Genomic DNA, 20110 nt, shown 5'->3' with positions numbered 1-20110 from the left:
GCCGTACCGCGCCGACGCCCCCGAAGCACCCACCCACAGCCACGCCACCTGCCCACCCTGGCCCCCTGGCCAGCTGACCGTCTACGCCCCCGCGACGCACGAAGGGCCGGACACCCGAAGATGCCCGGCCCTTCACCGTCTCATTGCTCGTGCTTCACCGCTCGCCCGGCGAGCGACCTCGCCGAGCGCCGCCGCGGAGCGCCCTCGTCGAAGCGACCCTCACTTCTTGCGGCGGCGGCTGGTCTTCCCCTGCTGCTTGCGGCGCTCCGCGCGGGTGAGGCCGTCGGCCTCGGAGCGGACGGGCTCGTCCTCGGGCAGGTCGCCCTCGACGATGCCGCCCTCGCCGTCGACGGTCGGCGCGGAGAAGTGGAGGCGGTCACGGCGCTGCGGGGCCTCCAGGCCCTTGGCGCGGATCTCCGGCCGGGACGCACCCGCCTGGGCCGGCACCGCGTCGCTCTTGTCCAGGGACGGCTTCGAGTCCTCGACCGGGACCTCCTCGACCTGCTGCTCGACCTGGACCTCCAGGTTGAACAGGTAGCCGACGGACTCCTCCTTGATGCCCTCCATCATGGCGGTGAACATGTCGAAGCCCTCGCGCTGGTACTCGACCAGCGGGTCCTTCTGGGCCATCGCGCGCAGGCCGATGCCCTCCTGGAGGTAGTCCATCTCGTAGAGGTGCTCGCGCCACTTGCGGTCCAGCACGGAGAGGACGACCCGGCGCTCGAGCTCACGCATGATCTCGGAGCCGAGCTGTGTCTCACGCGCCTGGTACTGCTCGGTGATGTCGTCCTTGATGGACTCGGCGATGAACTCGGCGGTCAGCCCGGCCCGGTCTCCGGCGGCCTCCTCCAGCTCATCGACGGTGACCTTCACCGGGTAGAGCTGCTTGAAGGCACCCCACAGCCGGTCGAGGTCCCACTCCTCGGCGAAGCCCTCGGCGGTCTCGGCGGTGATGTACGCCTCGATGGTGTCGTCCGTGAAGTGCTGGATCTGCTCCTGCAGGTCCTCGCCCTCCAGGACGCGGCGGCGCTCGCCGTAGATGACCTCGCGCTGCCGGTTGAGGACCTCGTCGTACTTGAGGACGTTCTTCCGGGTCTCGAAGTTCTGCTGCTCGACCTGGGACTGGGCGGAGGCGATCGCACGGGTGACCATCTTGTTCTCGATCGGGACGTCGTCCGGCACGTTCGCCATGGACATCACACGCTCGACCATCTGGGCCTTGAAGAGCCTCATCAGGTCGTCGCCCAGCGACAGGTAGAAACGGGACTCGCCGGGGTCGCCCTGACGGCCGGAACGACCACGCAGCTGGTTGTCGATACGGCGGGACTCGTGCCGCTCGGTGCCGAGGACGTAGAGCCCGCCGAGCTCCTTGACCTCCTCGAACTCCGCCTTGACCGCTGCCTCGGCCTTCGTGAGGGCCTCGGGCAGGGCGTGGGCCCACTCCTCGATGTGTTCCTCGGGGTCGAGACCACGCTGACGCAGCTCCGCCTCGGCGAGGTCGTCGGGGTTGCCGCCGAGCTTGATGTCCGTACCACGGCCGGCCATGTTGGTGGCGACGGTCACGGCGCCCCTGCGGCCGGCCTGGGCGACGATCGTCGCCTCCCGGTCGTGCTGCTTGGCGTTGAGCACCTCGTGCTGGACACCGCGCTTGCTCAGCTGCTGGGACAGGTACTCGGACTTCTCGACCGACGTCGTACCGACGAGGATCGGCTGGCCCTTCTCGTGCTTCTCGACGATGTCGTCGACGACCGCCTCGAACTTCGCGACCTCGGTGCGGTAGATCAGGTCGGACTGGTCCTTGCGGACCATCGGCCGGTTCGTCGGGATCGGGACGACGCCGAGCTTGTAGATCTGGTGGAACTCGGCGGCCTCGGTCATCGCCGTACCGGTCATGCCACAGAGGCCGGGCCGTTCCTTGCCGTTGTGGTCGTGGCGCTTGTAGAGGCGGAAGAAGTTCTGCAGGGTGATCGTGGCGAGCGTCTGGTTCTCGTCCTTGATGTCCACCCCTTCCTTCGCCTCGATCGCCTGGTGCATGCCCTCGTTGTAGCGGCGGCCGGCGAGGATACGGCCGGTGTGCTCGTCGACGATCATGACTTCGCCGTCCATGACGACGTAGTCCTTGTCCTTCTTGAAGAGCTCCTTGGCCTTGATGGCGTTGTTCAGGTAGCCCACCAGAGGGGTGTTCACCGACTCGTAGAGGTTGTCGATGCCCAGCCAGTCCTCGACCTTGGCGACGCCGGACTCGTGGATGGCGACCGTGCGCTTCTTCTCGTCGACCTCGTAGTCGCCGGTCTCCTCGATGCCCTTGAGTTGATTGCCGGGCTCGCCCTTCTTCAGGCGCGTGACCAGCTTGGCGAAGTCGCCGTACCACTTGGTGGCCTGGTCGGCCGGGCCGGAGATGATCAGCGGCGTACGGGCCTCGTCGACGAGGATGGAGTCGACCTCGTCGACGATCGCGAAGTTGTGGCCGCGCTGGACGAGCTCGTCCTTGGACCACGCCATGTTGTCGCGGAGGTAGTCGAAACCGAACTCGTTGTTCGTGCCGTAGGTGATGTCGCACGCGTACTGCTCGCGGCGCTGGGCCGGCGTCATGTTGGCGAGGATGCAGCCGACTTCCAGGCCCAGGAACTTGTGGACGCGGCCCATCATCTCGGAGTCGCGCTCGGCCAGGTAGTCGTTGACCGTGATCAGGTGGACACCTTCACCGGACAGCGCGTTCAGATAAGCGGGCAGTGTGCCGACGAGGGTCTTGCCCTCACCGGTCTTCATCTCGGCGACATAGCCGAGGTGGAGCGCGGCGCCACCCATGATCTGCACGTCGTAGGGGCGCTGGCCGAGGGCGCGCTTGGCGCCCTCGCGCACGGTGGCGAACGCCTCGGGGAGCAGGTCGTCGAGGGTCTCACCGTCGGCGTACCGCTGCTTGTACTCCTCGGTGAGGGCCCGCAGCTCGGCGTCGGAGAGGTCGACGAAGTCCTCTTCGATGGAGTTGACCTGGTCCGCGATGCGGTGCAGCTTGCGCAGGATTTTGCCTTCGCCTGCACGCATGATCTTCGAGAGGACGGACACGGGGGTTTGTCTCCTTGCCGGTCGGGCCTGGGGAGGGTCGGTTCAATGACAGTTGGCAGACTTGAATCACAGTTTGAGCAACGGCCATCGTAAGCGAGGACCCCGCCGTGCCGGGAGGTCTGGCCGTGACAGCTACCAGGACAACGGGCAGGCGTTGTGGATGGTGCCGCGTTCCGCCTGCGAAATGCGTGAATTGTGACCGTCTCCTCACGCATCGCGCCGCGCGCCGTCCACAGAACGTCCTCGAATGGGATGGCGCCCTTCCGTTCCGCCGAGCAGAATCGCCCGATGGAACCCGTCACCCTGACCACCGAGCGCCTGCTGCTGCGCACCGTGGACCGGCGCGACACCGCCACGGTGTACGCGGCTGCGCAGGACCCGGACATCCAGCGCTGGACCACGATCCCCTCGCCGTACCTGCGTGAGCACGCGGAGGGTTTCGTCGAGCGGGCCGTTCCCGAAGGCTGGGCCACCGCCTCGATGTTCACCTTCGGCCTCTTCCTCCCCGCCGGGGAGCTGGCGGGGATGCTCGGCATCACCATGCGCTCCCCCGGCACCGGCGAGATCGGCTTCTGGGCCACCAAGGAGCACCGCCGCAACGGCTACATCACCGAGGCCACCCGCGCCGCCGCCCACTGGTCCTTCACCACCCTCACCCTCGACCGCCTCGAATGGCGCGCCGAAGTGGGCAACACCGCCTCCCGCACGGTCGCCGAACACACCGGCTTCACCCTCGAAGGCACCCTCAGATCCGCCCTCGACAACAACGGGGTCCGCCGCGACTGCTGGATCGCGTCCCTGCTCCCCTCGGACCTGGGCCTGCCGTCTCCGGCGCCCTATCTACCGGCACGGGGATGATTCAGCCCGTCCGGCGTCTGAGGACGAGGCCGAAGGCCGATGGGCGTCTGGGGGCGCAACCCCCAGGAGGGGGCCGACGCGAAGGGGCAGCGCCCCTGGGACGGGACGGGTAGGGGCGACGGCGGGGGCGAAAAGGCACGGCACCCCACCCGATCCGAGCACCCGCACCGGCACCGACCCCGGCGCCCGCACCCGCCCCGCCCCCAACCCCGCAGCTCACCCCCCGCTGTCAGTGCCCTCCCCTACCCTGCGGAGCATGACCTCCCTCCCGCGCCCCACCACAGAACTCACCGCAGACGAGGCCCGCCGAATCGCCCTCCGGGCGCAGGGCTTCCTCGGCGCCCCGGACCGCAGATCCGGCGTCCGCGGCGTTCTGCGACACCTGGGCGCGGTCCAACTCGACACCATCTCGGTCCTGGCCCGCTCCCACGAACTCATCCCGTACGCCCGCCTCGGCGCCGTGGGCCGCGCCACGGTCGACAGCGCCTACTGGACGGCCGCACCCGCCGGCGCGCCTTCGGCACGACCCCACGCCTTCGAGTACTGGTCCCACGCCGCCTGCATCCTCCCCATCGAGGAATGGCCCCACTTCGCCTTCCGCCGCCGCGCCTACCGGGCCCGCCCCCACTGGGGCCACCAGCTCCCGGACGGCGCCTACGACCGCGTCATCAAACAGCTCCGCACCGAGGGCCCCCTCACGGCCACGGAACTGGGCGGCGCGAAACGCACCAGCGAATGGTGGGACTGGTCCGGCGAGAAGGTCGCCGTCGAACGCGCCCTGATGTACGGCGAGGTGGTCTGCGTGGAGCGCCGCGGCTGGAAGCGGGTGTACGACCTCGCGGAGCGCGCGATCCCGGACGCTCTGCTGCACGACGAGCTGGACGACACTGAGTGCGTGCGCCGCCTGGTCCGCCAGGCCGGCGAGGCCCTCGGCGTCGGCACCCGCGCGGACATCGCCGACTACCACCGCCTCAAGGGCGAGCAGTTCGACGCGGTGGTCGCCGACGCGGGCCTGGTCCCGGTGACGGTGGAGGGCTGGGCCAAGCCTGCCTGGGCCGACCCCGCGGCGCTGGCCGCACCCCCGCGCGGCCGCCACCGCACCACGCTGCTGTCCCCGTTCGACTCCCTGATCTGGGAACGGGCCCGCACGGAACGCATCTTCGGCTTCACCCACCGCCTGGAGGCCTACGTCCCCAAGCAGAAGCGCGTCCACGGCTACTTCGCGATGCCGGTCCTGTCCGGCGGCCGACTCGTCGGCCGCGTCGACCCCGCCCGCGACGGCCGCACCCTGGTCGCCAAACAGGTCACTCTCGACGGCCCCAAGGCGATCCCGGCCGTGGCCCAGGCCCTTCTGGAGGCGGCGACCTGGGTGGACTGCACGGACGTACGCGTGGAGCGGGTGGACGCCCCGGAACTACGGGAGCCTCTGGTGCGCGCGGTGGCCTAGCGGATTTCGAGGATCTTCTCCCGCATCGCGTACACCACGGCCTCCATCCTGGAGTGCAGCTGCAGCTTCTCCAGGATGTTGCGTACGTGGTTCTTCACGGTGTTCTCGGAAATGAACAGCTCCTTGGCGATGTCCCGATTGTTCATCCCGGTCGCCACGAGCTTGAGCACTTCCAGTTCCCGGTCCGTCAGCCGCGGGGCCGGCACGAGGCGCCGCTCGTCGGTCCGCTGAATCATGGACTTGAACTCGGTGAGCAGCTTCGACGCCATCGAGGGGCTGATCTGCGATTGTCCGTCGGCGACCGCGCGAATGGCCGTGGCCACCTCGTCCGTGGAGATCTCCTTGAGGAGATAACCGGTCGCCCCCGCCTTGATCGCGTCGTAGAGGTCGGCCTCCTCGTCGCTGATCGTCAGCATGATGATCTTCGCGCTGGGGGCCACCTCCTTGATGGAGGTGCACGCCTCGATACCACCACGCTTGGGCATCCGTACGTCCATCAGCACGATGTCGGGCAGCAGATCCGCGGCCTTGTCGACCGCCTCCGCCCCGTCACCGGCCTCGCCGACGACCTGGATGTCCTCCTCGGCGGCGAGCACGATCTCCAGACCGCGGCGGAAAAGCGCGTGGTCGTCCACGACGAGGACCCGGATCGGCTCCTTGCGCGAGGAGTCCGCGGTCGAGCCCATACCGGCGGAGACTTCGTCGGCACCCTCGTCACGCATCGGTCCGAAACTGCTGCCCGCCATCGTTCCTCCCCCTGAAGGCCGTGGCCCGTGTTTCTGTGCCATCGCCAACCCAAGGCAACGACCCCCCGGTTGAGGCCGGTTCGGCCATGATTCCATGCCCGGCCCGCACTGCGCTGACAGAGCGGGCCCCAAGGGGTCGCACACCGGTGCCCCTGGGGGCGCACAGGCGCTCCAGGGGCACCGGCTCAGCTGTCACCCAGCGTGCTCAGCCGCCGAGCGCGCCACCCGCGGCGTCCGAATGCGCCTGGGCGACCATCGGGTCCGTGCTGAGGTGGATGACGCCGTAGTCGTAGGCATGCCGCCGGTAGACGACACTGGGTTCCTTGGTCTCGGAGTCGACGAAGAGGTAGAAGTCGTGCCCGACCAGCTCCATCTCGTAGAGAGCCTGGTCGAGGGTCATCGGGGAAGCGACATGGGTCTTCTCGCGGACGACGAGGGGGCCTTCGCCCTTGACCTCCAGCGAGCCGATCTTCTTGGTGGGCACGCCGTCCGGCTTCTCCTCGTCGGCGACGTATCCGTTGCCGTTGAGGGTCGCCACGCCGGGGACGTGGTCGGCGACCTCCGCGGCCGTGAGCCTGCGCGCGCCTCGGCGCGTGTAACGCTTGTCGTGCTGCTTGCGCAGCCGGGCTTCCAGCTTGTCCGCCGCCAGGTCGAGCGCCGCATACGCATCGCTTGCCGCTGCCTCGGCCCTGATCACCGGCCCCCGCGAGTGGAGCGTGATCTCCACCCGGTCACTGCGGTCGGCCTGTCGGGGGTTGGGCTCCTTGGACACCTCGACGTCGAGGCTGATCACCTTGCCGTCGAGCTTCTGGATCTTCTCCAGCTTCAGCTTCTCGGCCACGTGCTTGCGGAACCGCTCGGGCACCTCGGTCTTGCGGCCCTTGACGACGATGTCCACGCAGAACTCCGTTCCCGGATTGCTCCGCTCCACTGGCGGAGCATCTCCCTTGTGCACCAGGTTCCGGTGGCTCCCGGAACCGCGGACTCGGTGACTTCCACCTCCTCCTCCCCCGTGGACAAGATCTCCACCCACCAGCGCGGGGTGATTCGGAAAAGCCGCAGCGCAGCATTCAAATATGTGGTGAACGGCCGGGGCCATTCCCTCACATCCGAACATATCTCGCCCGGACGGATGTCGTCACCCTCTACTGGGGCGTACCTCCGTTCAGGTGAATTCGCCCGTTCGTTACCTGCAACGATGCAAGTTCTCTGTCAGTTCCGGTTTATTTGGAAAGAGTCGGGTGGCGCGGCGACCACCGCCGCGCTGATCCTGTCTCGGGCGCCGTCCACGCCCGCCATTCCCGTCACGCCTTGTGTGCGCACCTCCTCCTTCGCCTTTCGTTCCGCGGCGGAGTGCCGCGGCTCGGTCGCCCATCCGTCCCGGGCCGACCGCACCGCCCGTGCCGCCTCCGCGAGCGAGGCACCCGTCGTCATCAGGTCGTCCACGAGCACGACCGGCCCGCTGCCCAGCAGCCGGGTACCCCCGGCGGCCACCTCCAGGGCACCCGCGAGGTTGTGCAGCCGCTGCCGGGAGTCCAGCCCCGACTGATCGGCCACGGCCCGCCGCTGCCGCAGCACCCCGGCCACCCGGGCCGGCGTCCCGGTACGCCGCAGCTCCCCGGCGGCCGCGAGCGCGATCCGCCGTGCCGGGTCGTGCCCCCGCGCCCGCACCGCCCGCCGCGCGGACGGCACCGGGACCAGCAGCACCGGCCCGTCCCCACCCGCCCGTACGGCCCCTGCCAAGGCCGTGCCGAGCGGTCGGGCGAGCGCCAGCGCACCCCGTTCCTTGTGCGCGATCAGCGTGGCCCGCACCGCGTCCTCGTACGGGGCCGCCGCGTGCACCACGGGCAACCCCGACGGCTCCGGCACCGGCCGCACCCGGCACGGCGCGGTCCCGGTCAGAGCCGCGCGGCACTCCGGGCAGAGCACCGCGCGAAGCCTCCCGCAGCCTCCGCACTCGGCCGGCAGCACCAGATCCGTGAGGTCCTGCCACCACCCCCGCATGCCCACACTGTGCCAACCCATGCGAAGCCCTGCCACCCCTGTGGACAACCGTCTGTGGACAACTCACCGCAATCACAGAGAGGACGTCACCCACACGCATGACGGACGCCCGAAGATGACCGAGTGCCCTCCCAAGATGACCGACCGGCATCGTCGCTCTCGACGCCCAAGCCCTTCGTCCCGCCAAGCCCACCCGGGACCACGGCCACAAAGCCCTCAGCGCCCGATCCCCGCTCGGCGACGAGGCCTCAGGACCGTAGAACCGCAGGTCACAGGAGCGCGCCTGGCCCCGGCGGCCGTAAGCCACGGGGGAAGGCCACAGCGGCCCGCCGAAGCCGCCCCTGGGCAGCCGACGGACAGCGGCGACCCGCCTGCGGATCACCCCCGCAGAGCGCCCAGCCTCACCGGACACACCGCAGCACCAGGCCTCACTCCACCCACAGATGCACCTCAGGCACCGCAGGCACCGCACGCCCCAGAAGCACCGGACGTACCGCCCATTGCGTCCCTCACCCCGGATAGACCGGCGCCGACCCTTCCTTGACCACCGTCTGCCACTGCGCCCCCGGGGACAGCCGGACGATCCCGTCCGCCGAGTGCGCGACCAGCGGCTGGCTCTCGTCCTCGGACGCGGCGATCTCCTCCACACCGGTGAGCGCGGAGGGCCCGGAGCCCGGCGTCGGGGAGCCGTCGACCCGGACGTACCGCATCTGCTGCACTCTGCCGGGTTCGCGCCCCACGACCACGAGTTGGCTGTCACCCGCCCACGACATGGCGGTGACGTCCTCCGGGTCCGGTGTGACGGACCGCAGTTCGACGATCGAGACGGTGGTGCTCTCCGCGTCGGCGTCCCGCTCGATGCGCCCGATGTACAGCGCCCGCTTGCCCTCGCTTTCCAGGATCAGCGCCACGCGCACACCGTCGGCGGCCACCCGCACCGCCTCGATGCGCCCGTCGAGGTTGGGCGTCCTGACCTCCAGCGGCTCGCCCATGCCGTCCGCCAGAACCAGCAGCCGGGGGTTCTTCGGGTCGCGGTCGGCCACCCACAGGTCGCCCCGCCCGTCCCAACTGGGCGTCGTCAGCCGGTCCTTCGCGGTGGCACCGGCGCTGCGCAGCGCCGGGTCTGCGAGCGTGCCCCCCGCCGTCAGCGGTGCCACGTACAGATCCCTCCCGTCGGCCGACACTCCCGCCGCGCGGTCCTCGTCACGCGACACAGCGGCGGACCGCAACTGCTTCTCGCCCTCACCGAGCGCGCCGGGAACGGCCGTCGGCGTGGTCACCGGATCCCGCTCGGACAGCCGTACGAGCTTGTGGTCGCCGTCGATGAAGTACTCGTACGCCGCGCTCTTGCCGAAGCCGTGCGCGGCGCTGATGTCGGCCTCTCCCTCAAGGAGCACGCACAACTGGGCGCCGGTCGACCCCTGCAGCTCCACCTCGTCCACGCCCGTGGGCATGTAGTCCTGAAGGGTGAAGAGCAGTTGGGCGGCCATCTCCCTGCATCGGCTGTCCGAGACGCGGTCGGCCTTCTTGTTCAGCGGCACGACCAGCCTGTTCTGATCGTCGGGCGTCAGCGCCCGGGTGCCCTTCTTCAGGGCCGTACCGGAGGGGAAACTCGTCCTCGCGACCGGGTTGAGCCAGCTGGTGGGGCCCTTCAGCAGGTCCCGGACCACCTGGGTCACCGGGTCGACCTGGCTGCGTACATAGACCGGGTCGGCGACGGTCCCCGGCTCACCGGACTGCGCGGCGGAGGTGAAGTAGTACTTGTTGACGGACTTGTAGTTGCGCTCGAAGTCCGACCTGCCGAGCACCACACCCGGCGGCAGCCGGTCGATGCGCCACTGCTTGGTGTCCTTCACGCGCGTGAGGTGCACGGTCTTGCGGTATTCGCCGCTGGTGGGCCTGTACGCATGCTGCCCATCGACCCGGGCGACGTTCAGGCCGGACAGCTCGTACCGGGACTTGTCGGCGTCGGGCCGCTCCCCCGTGACCTGGGTGTAGGGGGTGGGTGCCTCGGCGAGGACCGTGGTCGACTCGCCCGGATCCCATTCCTTGGCCGCGTCGCCCGTCAGGTATTTGCGTGCGGTCTCGTATCCCAGGTCATCGCTGGTCAGGGCTTCCAGGAAGCCCTGCACGATCTCCTGCGGCTCGGCGTCGTCGGCGGGCTGCAGCGCGATGACCCGCACCTTCGATTCCTGTCTCGGGGTGGACTCGACGTCACGCATGTCACCGCTGTCCGGCATCGAGGCGCACCCCGCCAGCAGGACGGCACTGATGCCGACACCCCCGATACGCGCGGCCACCCGACCCGGACGCCTACGGTCGCCTTCCGCGCGGTCAGCGCCCACGGAATGCCTCCCCCTGCTCGTGCTGCCGCTCCGCATCGCTCTCCGCCGGCCTCTCCTCGGCCCGTCCCGCACCACCGTCGGGCCGCCGCGACGGCGAAGCCTGGGGCGGGGTCACGGACGGCGTGCCGGGCCGGGGCACCACGCGCGCGCCGTTGCCCGGCAGCGCCGTCGGGTCGGCCGTGGGAGCCTGTCCGGCTCCCGGCCTGGGCCCTATGGCCGCCCGCGCGGCCCCGTGCTCACCGGCCTGGACCGGCACCGTGGCGAGCTTGCCGCCGCCACCGAGCGGCAGACCGGCGTCATTGAGTCCACGGTTTCGCCGGGAGTCCTTCGGTTCCAGCGGTATCGGGGACCCGCGCAGCGGCTCGTCCGCCGTCCTCGGCAGGGTGAGCCGGAACTGCGAACCGCCTCCGGGCTCGCCCCACGCCTGCAGCCAGCCCCCGTGCAGCCGGGCGTCCTCCAGGGCGATGGACAACCCCAGTCCCGTACCGCCGGTGGTACGCGCGCGCGCCGGGTCCGCCCGCCAGAAACGGCTGAACACCCGCGTCGCCTCCCCCGGCTTCAGCCCCACTCCGTAGTCGCGCACCGCGACCGCGACCGCGCCGCCCGCCGCCGCGAGCTTGACCACCACGTCCCTGCCCTCGCCGTGCTCCACGGCGTTGACCACGAGGTTGCGCAGCACCCGCTCCACGCGCCGGGCGTCGGCCTCGGCCACGACGGGTTGCTGGTCCCCCGCTACCCGTATCCGCGTCCCCTTGCGCTCGGCGAGCGGCTCCGCCCCGCTGACGACCTTCCGCACGACCCCGCGCAGGTCTATCGGCTCGGCTTCCAGGGCCGCCGCGCCCGCGTCGAACCGGCTGATCTCCAGCAGGTCTGCGAGCAGCGACTCGAACCGGTCCAGCTGGTCGGCGAGCAGTTCGGCCGACCGCGCGGTCACCGGGTCGAAGTCCACGCGCGCGTCATGGATGACATCGGCCGCCATCCGTACGGTCGTCAGCGGCGTACGCAGCTCGTGCGACACGTCCGAGACGAACCGCCGCTGCATCCGCGACAGGTCCTCCAGCTGCTGGATCTTCAGCTGCAAATTCTGCGCCATCTTGTTGAAGGCCTCGCCGAGCCGCGCGATGTCGTCCTCGCCGCTGACCTTCATCCGTTCCTGCAGCCGCCCGGCGGACAGCCGCTCGGCGATCCCGGCCGCCATCCGCACGGGTGTGACGACCTGCCGCACCACGAGCCAGGCGATGGCCCCGAGCAGCACCACGACGAACAGCCCGGCCGTCGCCAGCGTCCCCTTGACCAGGCTCAGGGACTTCTCCTCCTGAGTGAGCGGGAAGAGGTAGTACAGCTGGTACGGCTTGCTGTTGGGGTCGTTGACCTGCTTGCCGATGATCAGCGCCGGCTGGGACTCCTGGCCGTTGTTGTAGTGGATCCGTGTGTAGCTCTGGACCGCGCCGGCGCCGTCGTCGACCCGCTCACGCAGCTCCACAGGCACGCTGACGTCCCATTGCACGCCCCCGGAGACACGGGGCCCGAGGCCTCCGGTGTCACCGTCCGCGGAGGCGGGACTGAGCGTCACGACGTCGAACGCGCCCTGGCCGCCGCTGGAGAGCGAACTCACCAGGTTGGTCGTCCACTCGCCGACGTTCTGCACCCGGTCGCCGTCCGGCTCCGCGTTTTCGTTCCCGGCCGCGTTCGCCTCACTGTCGGCCTTCTGCTCGGCCACCGTGAAACCGCCGGTGGCCTGGCTCTGCGAGGCCTTCACCTTGGCGTCCAGCAATCCGTTACGGACCTGCCCGATGACGACGAAACCCAGCAGCAGCACGACGCTGAGCGACATCAGCAGGGTCGTCACGACGACCCTGAGCTGGATGTTGCGCCGCCACAGCCGCATCACGGGCAGCAGCGGACGGCGCACCCAGCGCATGAACAACCTCAGAACCGGGCTGCCCTGGACTCCGCCCTGCAGCAACCCGCCCGCAAGGAGACGCCCCCAGCGGGAACCCGACGACTTCCGGCCGACAGGCCGCTCCGCGCGGGTCCCCGGCTGGCCGGGCGCCGAAGCGGCACTGTCACCGGACATGTCAGCTGGGTCCTGCCTTGTATCCGACACCACGGACGGTCACCACGATCTCCGGCCGCTCCGGGTCCTTCTCGACCTTGGAACGCAGCCGCTGCACATGAACGTTCACCAGACGGGTGTCCGCCGCGTGGCGATACCCCCAGACCTGCTCCAGCAGAACCTCCCGAGTGAACACCTGCCACGGCTTCCGCGCCAGCGCCACCAGCAGATCGAACTCCAGCGGCGTCAGCGCGATCGACTGCCCCTCACGCTTCACCGAGTGCCCGGCCACATCGATGACCAGGTCACCTATGGCGAGCTGCTCCGGCGCCGGCTCCTCCGACCTCCTCAGGCGCGCCCGGATCCGGGCCACCAGCTCCTTCGGCTTGAACGGCTTCACGATGTAGTCATCCGCGCCCGACTCCAGGCCGACCACCACATCGACGGTGTCGCTCTTCGCCGTGAGCATCACGATCGGCACCCCGGACTCCGCCCTGATCAGACGGCACACCTCGATCCCGTCCCGGCCCGGCAGCATCAGATCCAGCAGCACCAGATCCGGTTTGGCCTCACGGAACGCGGCCAGCGCCTTGTCGCCGTCGGCTACGAAAGACGGCTCAAAACCTTCACCACGCAACACAATGCCGAGCATCTCGGCCAGTGCGGTGTCGTCGTCGACGACAAGGACTCGTCCCTTCATGAATGCCATCATCCCATTAACTAAATCGTTACCTGGCGTGACCTGTCACACAGCTCGGCAAGCGCATCAGCGGTCACGGGCGACACAGCCCCTTCCTCGGTGACGATCGCCGTCACCAACTCGGGCGGCGTCACGTCGAACGCCGGGTTGTACGCCTGGGTCCCCAGGGGTGCCACCACGATCCCGCCTCCCGCCTCTGCTCCCGCCATCGGTGCCTGAGGTGCCGTGATCTCGGTCACCTCGTGCCCCGCGCGCTGTTCCACCTCGATGGACGCCCCGTCGGGGGTGTCCGGATCCACTGTCGTCACCGGCGCCACCACGATGAACGGCACGTGGTGATACCGGGCGAGCACCGCGAGCGGGTAAGTCCCCACCTTGTTCGCCACCGATCCGTCGGCGGCGATCCGGTCGGCCCCCACCAGCACCGCGTCCACCTCCCCTGCCGCGAACAGCGAACCCGCGGCATTGTCCGTGAGCAAGGTGTACGCCATTCCGCTGCGCGCCGCCTCATAAGCGGTCAGCCTGGCACCCTGCAGCAGCGGCCGCGTCTCGTCCACCCACAGCCGCCGCAGCCGGCCCGACCGGTGCGCCGCGAGCGCCACAGCGAACGCCGTGCCCTCGCCCCCCGACACCAGCGCCCCGGTGTTGCAGTGCGTGAGCACCCGGTGCCCGCCGCCCGGCAGCAGCTCGTCGAGCAGTGCCAGCCCGTGCGCGGCCATGCGGGAGCTGGCCTCGGCGTCCTCACGGTGCAGCGCCCGCGCCGCGGCGAGCGCCGCCTCGGCGGCCTGCTTCTGGTCGCCCGTCCGGCCGAGCTCGGCCCGGTGCGCGGCCCGCGCACGGCGCACACCGACCGCGAGGTTCACCGCGGTGGGCCGCGCACCCCCGAGCGCCTCGGCGGCGTCCTCCACGTCGAACCCGCGCGCGGCGGCGAGCGCGACGCCGTACGCACCGGCGATCCCCAGCAGCGGCGCCCCACGCACGGCGAGCGAACGGATCGCCTCCACCAGCGCGGGCGCGTCCGTGCACACCAGCTCGACCTCCTCGGCCGGCAGTCTCGTCTGGTCGAGGAGGACCAGGACGGGGCCTTCGGGGGGCTCGTCCCAACGGATCGCGGGTATCTCGGTCGGCCGGATGTCGTCGCCGGATCGCGCGTACTGATCAGCCATACGGTCAGTCTGCCCCGTATCCGTCGGACAATTGAAGGTGCGCAGCGCATCCGGCCCCCGGTCACTTCCCGGACACCGCGTGGCACGATGGGCGCCAACCTGCCGCCGCGACCGCGGACGGGCACCGTGAAGGAGCGACGATGAAGGACACTCCGGGCTGGGCCTCGCCCGGATCCGCCCCCTCGGGCGGCCAGGAGCCGGACCAGCAGGGCTCCACGGAGCCGGCGGACCAGAGCGGCGCCGACCAGGCACAGCCGACGGACCAGAGCGGCGCGGACCAGGCGCAGCCGCCGTCCAAGTGGTCCAAGGAGCAGCCTCCGCCCGCCCAGTGGTCCGCTCCGACCCCGCAGGCCCCCGGCCAGACCCCGCCACCGCCTCCGCCCGTCCCGGGCTGGGGCGGCCACGCAGGCCCCCCGCACCCCGGCGGCTACGGCCCCGGCCACCCCGGCTACGGCGCCCCCGGCCCCGGCACTCCCGGCTGGGGCGGCGGCTGGGGAGGACCCCCGCCCGCGGCCAAGCCCGGTGTGATCCCGCTGCGCCCGCTCGGCATCGGCGAGATCCTCGACGGCGCGGTCTCCACCATGCGCACACACTGGCGCACGGTCCTCGGCATCTCCCTGGCCGTCGCGGTCATCACCCAGATCGGGGTCATCCTGCTCCAAGGCCTCGTCCTCGATGACGCCGCGAGCTCGGACGCCCTCAACGACCCGACCGCCACCCCCAGCGAGCTGGGCCGCGCCCTGGGCGACACCCTGCTGAGCACCTCCGTCGTCATGGTGATCTCCCTGCTGGGCACCATCATCGCGACGGCCCTGCTCACGACCGTGACCAGCCGCGCCGTCCTCGGCAAGTCGGTGACCATCGCCGAGGCCTGGCGGGACGCCCGCCCGCAGCTCCTCAGGCTGGGCGGCCTGACCATCCTGCTGCTCCTGATCGCCGGCCTGATCATGACCGTGGGCGTCACGCCCGGCATCCTCCTCGCCGCCGGAGGCTCCACCGGCGGGGGCGTCCTCCTCGCCCTCCTCGGCGGACTCGGCGCCTTCGTCCTCACCGTCTGGCTGATGATCCGCTTCTCGCTCGCCTCGCCCGCCCTGATGCTGGAGAAGCAGGGCGTCGGGAAGTCGCTGAACCGCTCCGCCAAGCTGGTGCGCGGCTCGTGGTGGCGCGTCCTCGGCATCCAACTGCTCGCCGCGATCATCGCCTACATCGTCGCGTCGATCGTCGTGATCCCCTTCTCCTTCGCGGGCGCGGCCCTGGACGGGGACGGCGTCTCCGGCCTCCTCGCCACCGGCGGCACCGAACTCGGCTGGACCTACCTCCTCATCAGCGGCGTCGGCGCGGTGATCGGATCCACACTCACCTTCCCGATCAGCGCGGGCGTCACCGTGCTCCTCTACATCGACCAGCGCATCCGCCGAGAGGCCCTCGACCTCGAACTGGGCCGCGCCGCCGGTCTCCAGGGCTACGGCAACGCTCCCGGCGCGACCCCGGGGAGCTGATGGGGTGAGCCTGTCGGGGGGAGCACTGACAGCCGTACCGATGTCATGGCGCTCGGCGGACGAGCCGCCCATCACCCTCCCGCGCGACCCCGCGCGGGAGGCGGCCCGGCACGAGCTGTCCAAGGGCATGTACCACGAGAACGACCCCAGTTGGTACGAGCGCGCCATGAACGCCTTCTGGGAATGGCTCGACAAGGTGTTCGGCGCCGCCTCGGCCGCCACCCCGGGTGGCATGCTCGGCCTCGTCGTCATCGTCCTGGCCGTACTGGCCCTCCTGGGAGCGCTGTGGTGGCGTCTCGGGACCCCGCGCCGCGCTCCCACCTCGTCCACCGTGCTTTTCGACGACCGCCCTCGCAGCGCCGCCGAACACCGCGCCGCCGCCGAGGCACATGCCGCCCAGGGCCACTGGAACCAGGCACTCCAGGAACGCATGCGCGCCGTCGTCCGCTCCCTGGAGGAACGCGCCCTGCTCGACGCACGCCCCGGCCGCACCGCCGACGAGGCGGCCTCCGAAGCCGGCTCGGCGCTCCCCGCCCACGCGGACCGACTGCGCGCCGCCGCCCGGGACTTCGACGACGTCACATACGGCGGCCGATCCGCGGCCGAAGGAACGTACCTCCGGCTCGCCGCCCTCGACACCGACCTGGAACGCACCAGACCCGCACTGGCGAGCAGCGCCGCCGACACCGCGACCACGGCCCTGACCAACCGCCCGGGAGCCGCCGAATGACCACCGAGGCCACGCTCCCCTCCACCTCGGTCTCGCCCACGGCCCGCCAGGTGTGGACCCGCGCGCGCGGTGTCGTGCTCGCGGCGGTGATCCTCCTGGCGGCGGCCGCGGTGATCGCCGTGATCCGCTCCGGCGCCGAACACGGCCGCCTTGATCCGCGCTCCGCCGACACCGACGGCAGCCGCGCCGTCGCCGAACTCCTCGACGACCGGGGCGTGTCCACCCAGCTGGTCACCACCCTCGACGAGGCGAGCTCCGCGGCCGGCCCGGACACCACTCTCCTGGTCGCCGTCCCGGACCTGCTGACCGACTCCCAGCAGACTCGCCTCCGCGCGGCGACCGAGGCCTCCGCCGGCCACATGGTCCTCGTGGCCCCCGGCGCCCCCTCCGTCAGCACCCTGGCCCATGGGGTCACCGTCGACACCGCCCTCAGCCTGGATTCCACGCTCACGCCCCGCTGTGAGCTGCCCGCCGCCCGCCGCGCGGGCAGCGCCGACACCGGCGGGCTCCGCTATCACGTCATCGCCGACGCCGCCGACACCTGCTACCCCGAGAACGGCCTGCCCACCCTGGTGCGCGTCCCGGCAGCCGAGGGGGACGGCGACACCGTCGTCCTCGGCGCCCCCGACATCCTCCTCAACAGCAGCCTCGACGAGCAGGGCAACGCCTCCCTCGCCCTCCAACTCCTCGGCTCGCGCCCCCATCTGGTCTGGTACCTCCCCTCGCTCTCCGACGACTCGGCCCCCGACGCCGGCAACCGCAGCTTCCTCGACCTGCTCCCCTCGGGCTGGCTCTGGGGCACCCTGCAACTCTTCGTCGCCGGCGTACTGGCCGCCCTCTGGCGGGCACGCCGACTCGGCCCCCTGGTGCCCGAGAAACTCCCTGTCGCGATCCGCGCCTCCGAAACCGTCGAAGGCCGCGCCCGCCTCTACCGCAAGGCCGACGCCCGCGACCGCGCGGCCGCCGCTCTTCGCTCCACCACCCGCACGCGCCTCGCCCCTCTCGTCGGTGTCCCCGCCTCCCGGGCACACACGCCCGAGGTCCTGCTCCCCGCCCTGTCCGCCCACCTCCACGGCGACGGACAGCCCCGCCACGTGCTCCTCTTCGGCCCGCCGCCCAGCGACGACAGGGCCCTCATCGCCCTCACCGACCAACTCGACGCCCTCGAAAGAGAGGTACGCCGTTCATGATGGACCCGACCACTGACAACGCCGGGACCGCCGGGGACCCGGGCACCGCCCGAGCCTCCCTGGAGGCCCTGCGCGCCGAGATCGCCAAAGCCGTGGTCGGCCAGGACCCCGCCGTGACCGGCCTCGTCGTCGCCCTCCTCTGCCGCGGACACGTCCTCCTGGAAGGAGTCCCCGGGGTCGCCAAGACGTTGCTCGTCCGGGCCCTCGCATCCGCACTGGAACTGGACACCAAGCGCGTTCAGTTCACCCCGGACCTCATGCCGAGCGACGTCACCGGCTCCCTCGTCTACGACACCCGCACGGCTGAGTTCTCCTTCCAGCCCGGCCCGGTCTTCACCAACCTCCTGCTCGCCGACGAGATCAACCGCACCCCGCCGAAGACCCAGTCCTCCCTGCTGGAGGCCATGGAGGAAGGCCAGGTCACGGTCGACGGCACCCCGCGCCCGCTCCCGGACCCGTTCCTGGTCGCCGCGACCCAGAACCCGGTCGAGTACGAGGGCACCTACCCCCTCCCCGAAGCCCAACTGGACCGCTTCCTCCTCAAACTGACGGTCCCGCTCCCGTCCCGTCAGGACGAGATCAGCGTCCTCACCCGTCACGCCGAGGGCTTCAACCCGCGCGACCTGCGCGCTGCCGGCGTACGCCCCGTCGCGAACGCGGCCGACCTCGAAGCCGCCCGCGCGGCCGTGGCCAAGACGACCGTCTCTCCCGAGATCACCGCCTACGTCGTGGACATCTGCCGCGCCACCCGGGAGTCCCCGTCCCTCACCCTCGGTGTCTCCCCCCGAGGCTCCACGGCCCTCCTCGCGACCTCCCGCGCCTGGGCCTGGCTCACGGGCCGTGACTACGTCATCCCCGACGACGTCAAGGCACTCGCGCTTCCGACCCTCCGCCACCGAGTCCAGCTCCGCCCGGAGGCGGAGATGGAAGGCGTGACGGCAGACTCGGTCATCAACGCGATCCTCGCCCACGTCCCCGTCCCCCGCTGATGGCTCCCACCGGACGCGCCGCGCTCCTCGCGGCCCTCGGCAGCCTCCCCGTGGGCATCTGGGAGCCCAGCTGGACGGGCATCCTGGCCGTGAACGCCCCCTTGGCCCTGGCATGCGCCTGCGACTACGCCCTCGCCGCTCCAGTGCGCCGCCTGGGCCTCATCCGCTCCGGCGACACCTCCGCACGCCTGGGCGAGACCGCGGACGTCACCCTCACGGTCACCAATCCCACCAACCGCCCGCTGCGCGCCCACCTCCGCGACGCCTGGCCACCCAGCAGCTGGCTCCCCGGCTCCGAAGTAGCATCCTCCCGCAACCGCCTCACGATCCCCCCGGGCGAACGCCGCCGCGTCACCACCCGCCTGCGCCCCACCCGCAGAGGCGACCGTCAGGCGGACAGAGTCACGATCCGCTCATACGGCCCCCTCGGCCTGTTCACCCGCCAGGGCAGCCACAAGGTCCCGTGGACGGTACGCGTGCTCCCTCCGTTCACCAGCCGCAAGCACCTACCGTCCAAACTGGCCCGCCTGCGCGAACTCGACGGCCGCACCAGCGTCCTGACCCGAGGCGAGGGCACGGAGTTCGACAGTCTCCGCGAGTACATCCCCGGCGACGACACCCGCTCCATCGACTGGCGCGCCACGGCCCGCCACTCCTCGGTGGCGGTACGCACCTGGCGTCCCGAACGCGACCGCCACATCCTCCTCGTCCTGGACACCGGCCGGACCTCCGCAGGCCGCGTGGGCGACGCCCCCCGCCTCGATGCCTCCATGGACGCGGCGCTCCTCCTGGCCGCCCTCGCCTCGCGCGCAGGCGATCGCGTGGACCTCCTGGCCTACGACCGCCGCGTACGAGCCCTCGTGCAGGGACGCACAGCACGCGACGTCCTCCCCTCCCTGGTCAACGCCATGGCCCCGCTCGAACCCGAACTCGTCGAAACGGACGCCCGCGGCCTCACAGCCACCGCGCTCCGTACGGCCCCTCGCCGCGCCCTGATCGTCCTCCTGACGACCCTCGACGCGGCCCCCGTCGAGCAGGGCCTTCTCCCCGTCCTGTCGGGCCTCACCCAGCGCCATTCGGTCCTGGTGGCCTCGGTCGCCGACCCGCACATCGCCCGCATGGCTGACTCCCGGGGCTCCACGGACGCCGTCTACGAGGCCGCAGCAGCGGCCCAGGCCCAAGCGGACCGCCACCGCACCGCCGAGCAACTCCGCCGCCACGGCGTCACGGTCGTCGACGCGACTCCGGACAACCTGGCGCCGGCCCTCGCGGACGCCTATCTGGCACTGAAGGCGGCAGGACGACTCTGATTCT

The 20110-nt window shown here is 71.0% G+C and carries 15 protein-coding genes; 7 read left to right on the top strand and 8 right to left on the bottom strand.

Annotated elements, in window-relative coordinates; all coding sequences use genetic code 11:
• Window positions 1-219: 219 nt before the first annotated feature.
• Window positions 220-3066 (bottom strand): preprotein translocase subunit SecA, encoded by a 2847-nt coding sequence (secA, locus tag OG622_RS30485; protein ID WP_371579818.1) that lies wholly within the window; start codon window positions 3064-3066, stop codon window positions 220-222.
• Between the two features lie 288 nt (window positions 3067-3354).
• Between secA and OG622_RS30480 the strand changes: the two genes are divergently transcribed.
• Both OG622_RS30480 and OG622_RS30475 read left to right on the top strand, forming a co-directional pair.
• Window positions 3355-3924, top strand: a complete 570-nt coding sequence (locus OG622_RS30480; RefSeq protein ID WP_371579817.1) for a GNAT family N-acetyltransferase — start codon at window positions 3355-3357, stop codon at window positions 3922-3924.
• Window positions 3925-4180: 256 nt separating this feature from the next.
• Entirely contained in the window at window positions 4181-5371 is a 1191-nt protein-coding gene (locus OG622_RS30475; protein ID WP_371579816.1) for a winged helix-turn-helix domain-containing protein, read from the top strand.
• Here the strand turns inward: OG622_RS30475 and OG622_RS30470 are convergent.
• From OG622_RS30470 to mtnA, 7 genes are all read right to left on the bottom strand, one after another.
• Window positions 5368-6117: a response regulator gene (locus OG622_RS30470; protein WP_371579815.1), complete on the bottom strand. Its 750-nt coding sequence runs from the start codon at window positions 6115-6117 to the stop codon at window positions 5368-5370. The two genes, OG622_RS30475 and OG622_RS30470, sit on opposite strands and share 4 nt — an antisense overlap.
• A gap of 205 nt (window positions 6118-6322) precedes the next feature.
• Entirely contained in the window at window positions 6323-7015 is a 693-nt protein-coding gene (gene hpf, locus OG622_RS30465; RefSeq protein WP_371579814.1) for a ribosome hibernation-promoting factor, HPF/YfiA family, read from the bottom strand.
• Window positions 7016-7329: 314 nt separating this feature from the next.
• Window positions 7330-8121 carry a ComF family protein gene (locus OG622_RS30460; protein WP_371579813.1) on the bottom strand — a complete coding sequence of 264 codons (792 nt, stop codon included), beginning with the start codon at window positions 8119-8121 and terminating at the stop codon, window positions 7330-7332.
• A gap of 509 nt (window positions 8122-8630) precedes the next feature.
• Window positions 8631-10361 carry an LpqB family beta-propeller domain-containing protein gene (locus OG622_RS30455; RefSeq protein ID WP_371584273.1) on the bottom strand — a complete coding sequence of 577 codons (1731 nt, stop codon included), beginning with the start codon at window positions 10359-10361 and terminating at the stop codon, window positions 8631-8633.
• Window positions 10362-10455: 94 nt separating this feature from the next.
• Window positions 10456-12543 carry an MtrAB system histidine kinase MtrB gene (gene mtrB, locus OG622_RS30450; RefSeq protein WP_371579812.1) on the bottom strand — a complete coding sequence of 696 codons (2088 nt, stop codon included), beginning with the start codon at window positions 12541-12543 and terminating at the stop codon, window positions 10456-10458.
• 1 nt (window position 12544) lies between these two features.
• On the bottom strand, window positions 12545-13234 hold the full coding sequence (mtrA, locus tag OG622_RS30445; protein WP_189823911.1) for a two-component system response regulator MtrA: 690 nt from the start codon (window positions 13232-13234) through the stop codon (window positions 12545-12547).
• 8 nt (window positions 13235-13242) lie between these two features.
• Window positions 13243-14388, bottom strand: coding sequence for an S-methyl-5-thioribose-1-phosphate isomerase (mtnA, locus tag OG622_RS30440; protein WP_371579811.1), 1146 nt, complete (start codon window positions 14386-14388; stop codon window positions 13243-13245).
• A 140-nt stretch (window positions 14389-14528) separates the two neighbouring features.
• On the opposite strand from mtnA, the gene OG622_RS30435 reads away from it, so the two are divergent.
• From OG622_RS30435 to OG622_RS30415, 5 genes are read left to right on the top strand one after another with little or no spacing between them, the layout of a single operon-like run.
• Window positions 14529-15887, top strand: coding sequence for a glycerophosphoryl diester phosphodiesterase membrane domain-containing protein (locus OG622_RS30435; protein WP_371579810.1), 1359 nt, complete (start codon window positions 14529-14531; stop codon window positions 15885-15887).
• Window positions 15888-15927: 40 nt separating this feature from the next.
• Complete coding sequence (locus OG622_RS30430; protein ID WP_371584272.1) at window positions 15928-16617, top strand: DUF4129 domain-containing protein; 690 nt, start codon at window positions 15928-15930, stop codon at window positions 16615-16617.
• Window positions 16614-17807, top strand: coding sequence for a DUF4350 domain-containing protein (locus OG622_RS30425; RefSeq protein WP_371579809.1), 1194 nt, complete (start codon window positions 16614-16616; stop codon window positions 17805-17807). Before OG622_RS30430 ends, OG622_RS30425 begins: the two co-directional genes overlap by 4 nt.
• Window positions 17807-18796, top strand: a complete 990-nt coding sequence (locus OG622_RS30420; protein WP_371579808.1) for an AAA family ATPase — start codon at window positions 17807-17809, stop codon at window positions 18794-18796. Before OG622_RS30425 ends, OG622_RS30420 begins: the two co-directional genes overlap by 1 nt.
• Window positions 18796-20106, top strand: a complete 1311-nt coding sequence (locus tag OG622_RS30415; protein ID WP_371579807.1) for a DUF58 domain-containing protein — start codon at window positions 18796-18798, stop codon at window positions 20104-20106. The genes OG622_RS30420 and OG622_RS30415 overlap by 1 nt, the downstream gene beginning before the upstream one ends.
• Window positions 20107-20110 lie beyond the last annotated feature (4 nt).

The sequence above is a fragment of the Streptomyces sp. NBC_01314 genome (genome assembly GCF_041435215.1).
Classification (GTDB): domain Bacteria; phylum Actinomycetota; class Actinomycetes; order Streptomycetales; family Streptomycetaceae; genus Streptomyces.
Note: the sequence above shows the minus strand (reverse complement) of the source record. Positions and strands in the feature narration are given on the sequence as shown.

Excerpts from the sequence above, each read along its gene's own strand:
- OG622_RS30470 (WP_371579815.1), bottom strand. The coding sequence starts at position 6,117 with ATGGCGGGCAGCAGTTTCGGACCGATGCGTGACGAGGGTGCCGACGAA.
- OG622_RS30435 (WP_371579810.1), top strand. The coding sequence starts at position 14,529 with ATGAAGGACACTCCGGGCTGGGCCTCGCCCGGATCCGCCCCCTCGGGC.
- OG622_RS30420 (WP_371579808.1), top strand. The coding sequence starts at position 17,807 with ATGGACCCGACCACTGACAACGCCGGGACCGCCGGGGACCCGGGCACC.
- OG622_RS30480 (WP_371579817.1), top strand. The coding sequence starts at position 3,355 with ATGGAACCCGTCACCCTGACCACCGAGCGCCTGCTGCTGCGCACCGTG.
- OG622_RS30460 (WP_371579813.1), bottom strand. The coding sequence starts at position 8,121 with ATGCGGGGGTGGTGGCAGGACCTCACGGATCTGGTGCTGCCGGCCGAG.
- OG622_RS30415 (WP_371579807.1), top strand. The coding sequence starts at position 18,796 with ATGGCTCCCACCGGACGCGCCGCGCTCCTCGCGGCCCTCGGCAGCCTC.
- OG622_RS30430 (WP_371584272.1), top strand. The coding sequence starts at position 15,928 with ATGTCATGGCGCTCGGCGGACGAGCCGCCCATCACCCTCCCGCGCGAC.
- mtnA (WP_371579811.1), bottom strand. The coding sequence starts at position 14,388 with ATGGCTGATCAGTACGCGCGATCCGGCGACGACATCCGGCCGACCGAG.
- mtrA (WP_189823911.1), bottom strand. The coding sequence starts at position 13,234 with ATGATGGCATTCATGAAGGGACGAGTCCTTGTCGTCGACGACGACACC.
- mtrB (WP_371579812.1), bottom strand. The coding sequence starts at position 12,543 with ATGTCCGGTGACAGTGCCGCTTCGGCGCCCGGCCAGCCGGGGACCCGC.
- OG622_RS30455 (WP_371584273.1), bottom strand. The coding sequence starts at position 10,361 with ATGCCGGACAGCGGTGACATGCGTGACGTCGAGTCCACCCCGAGACAG.
- OG622_RS30475 (WP_371579816.1), top strand. The coding sequence starts at position 4,181 with ATGACCTCCCTCCCGCGCCCCACCACAGAACTCACCGCAGACGAGGCC.
- OG622_RS30425 (WP_371579809.1), top strand. The coding sequence starts at position 16,614 with ATGACCACCGAGGCCACGCTCCCCTCCACCTCGGTCTCGCCCACGGCC.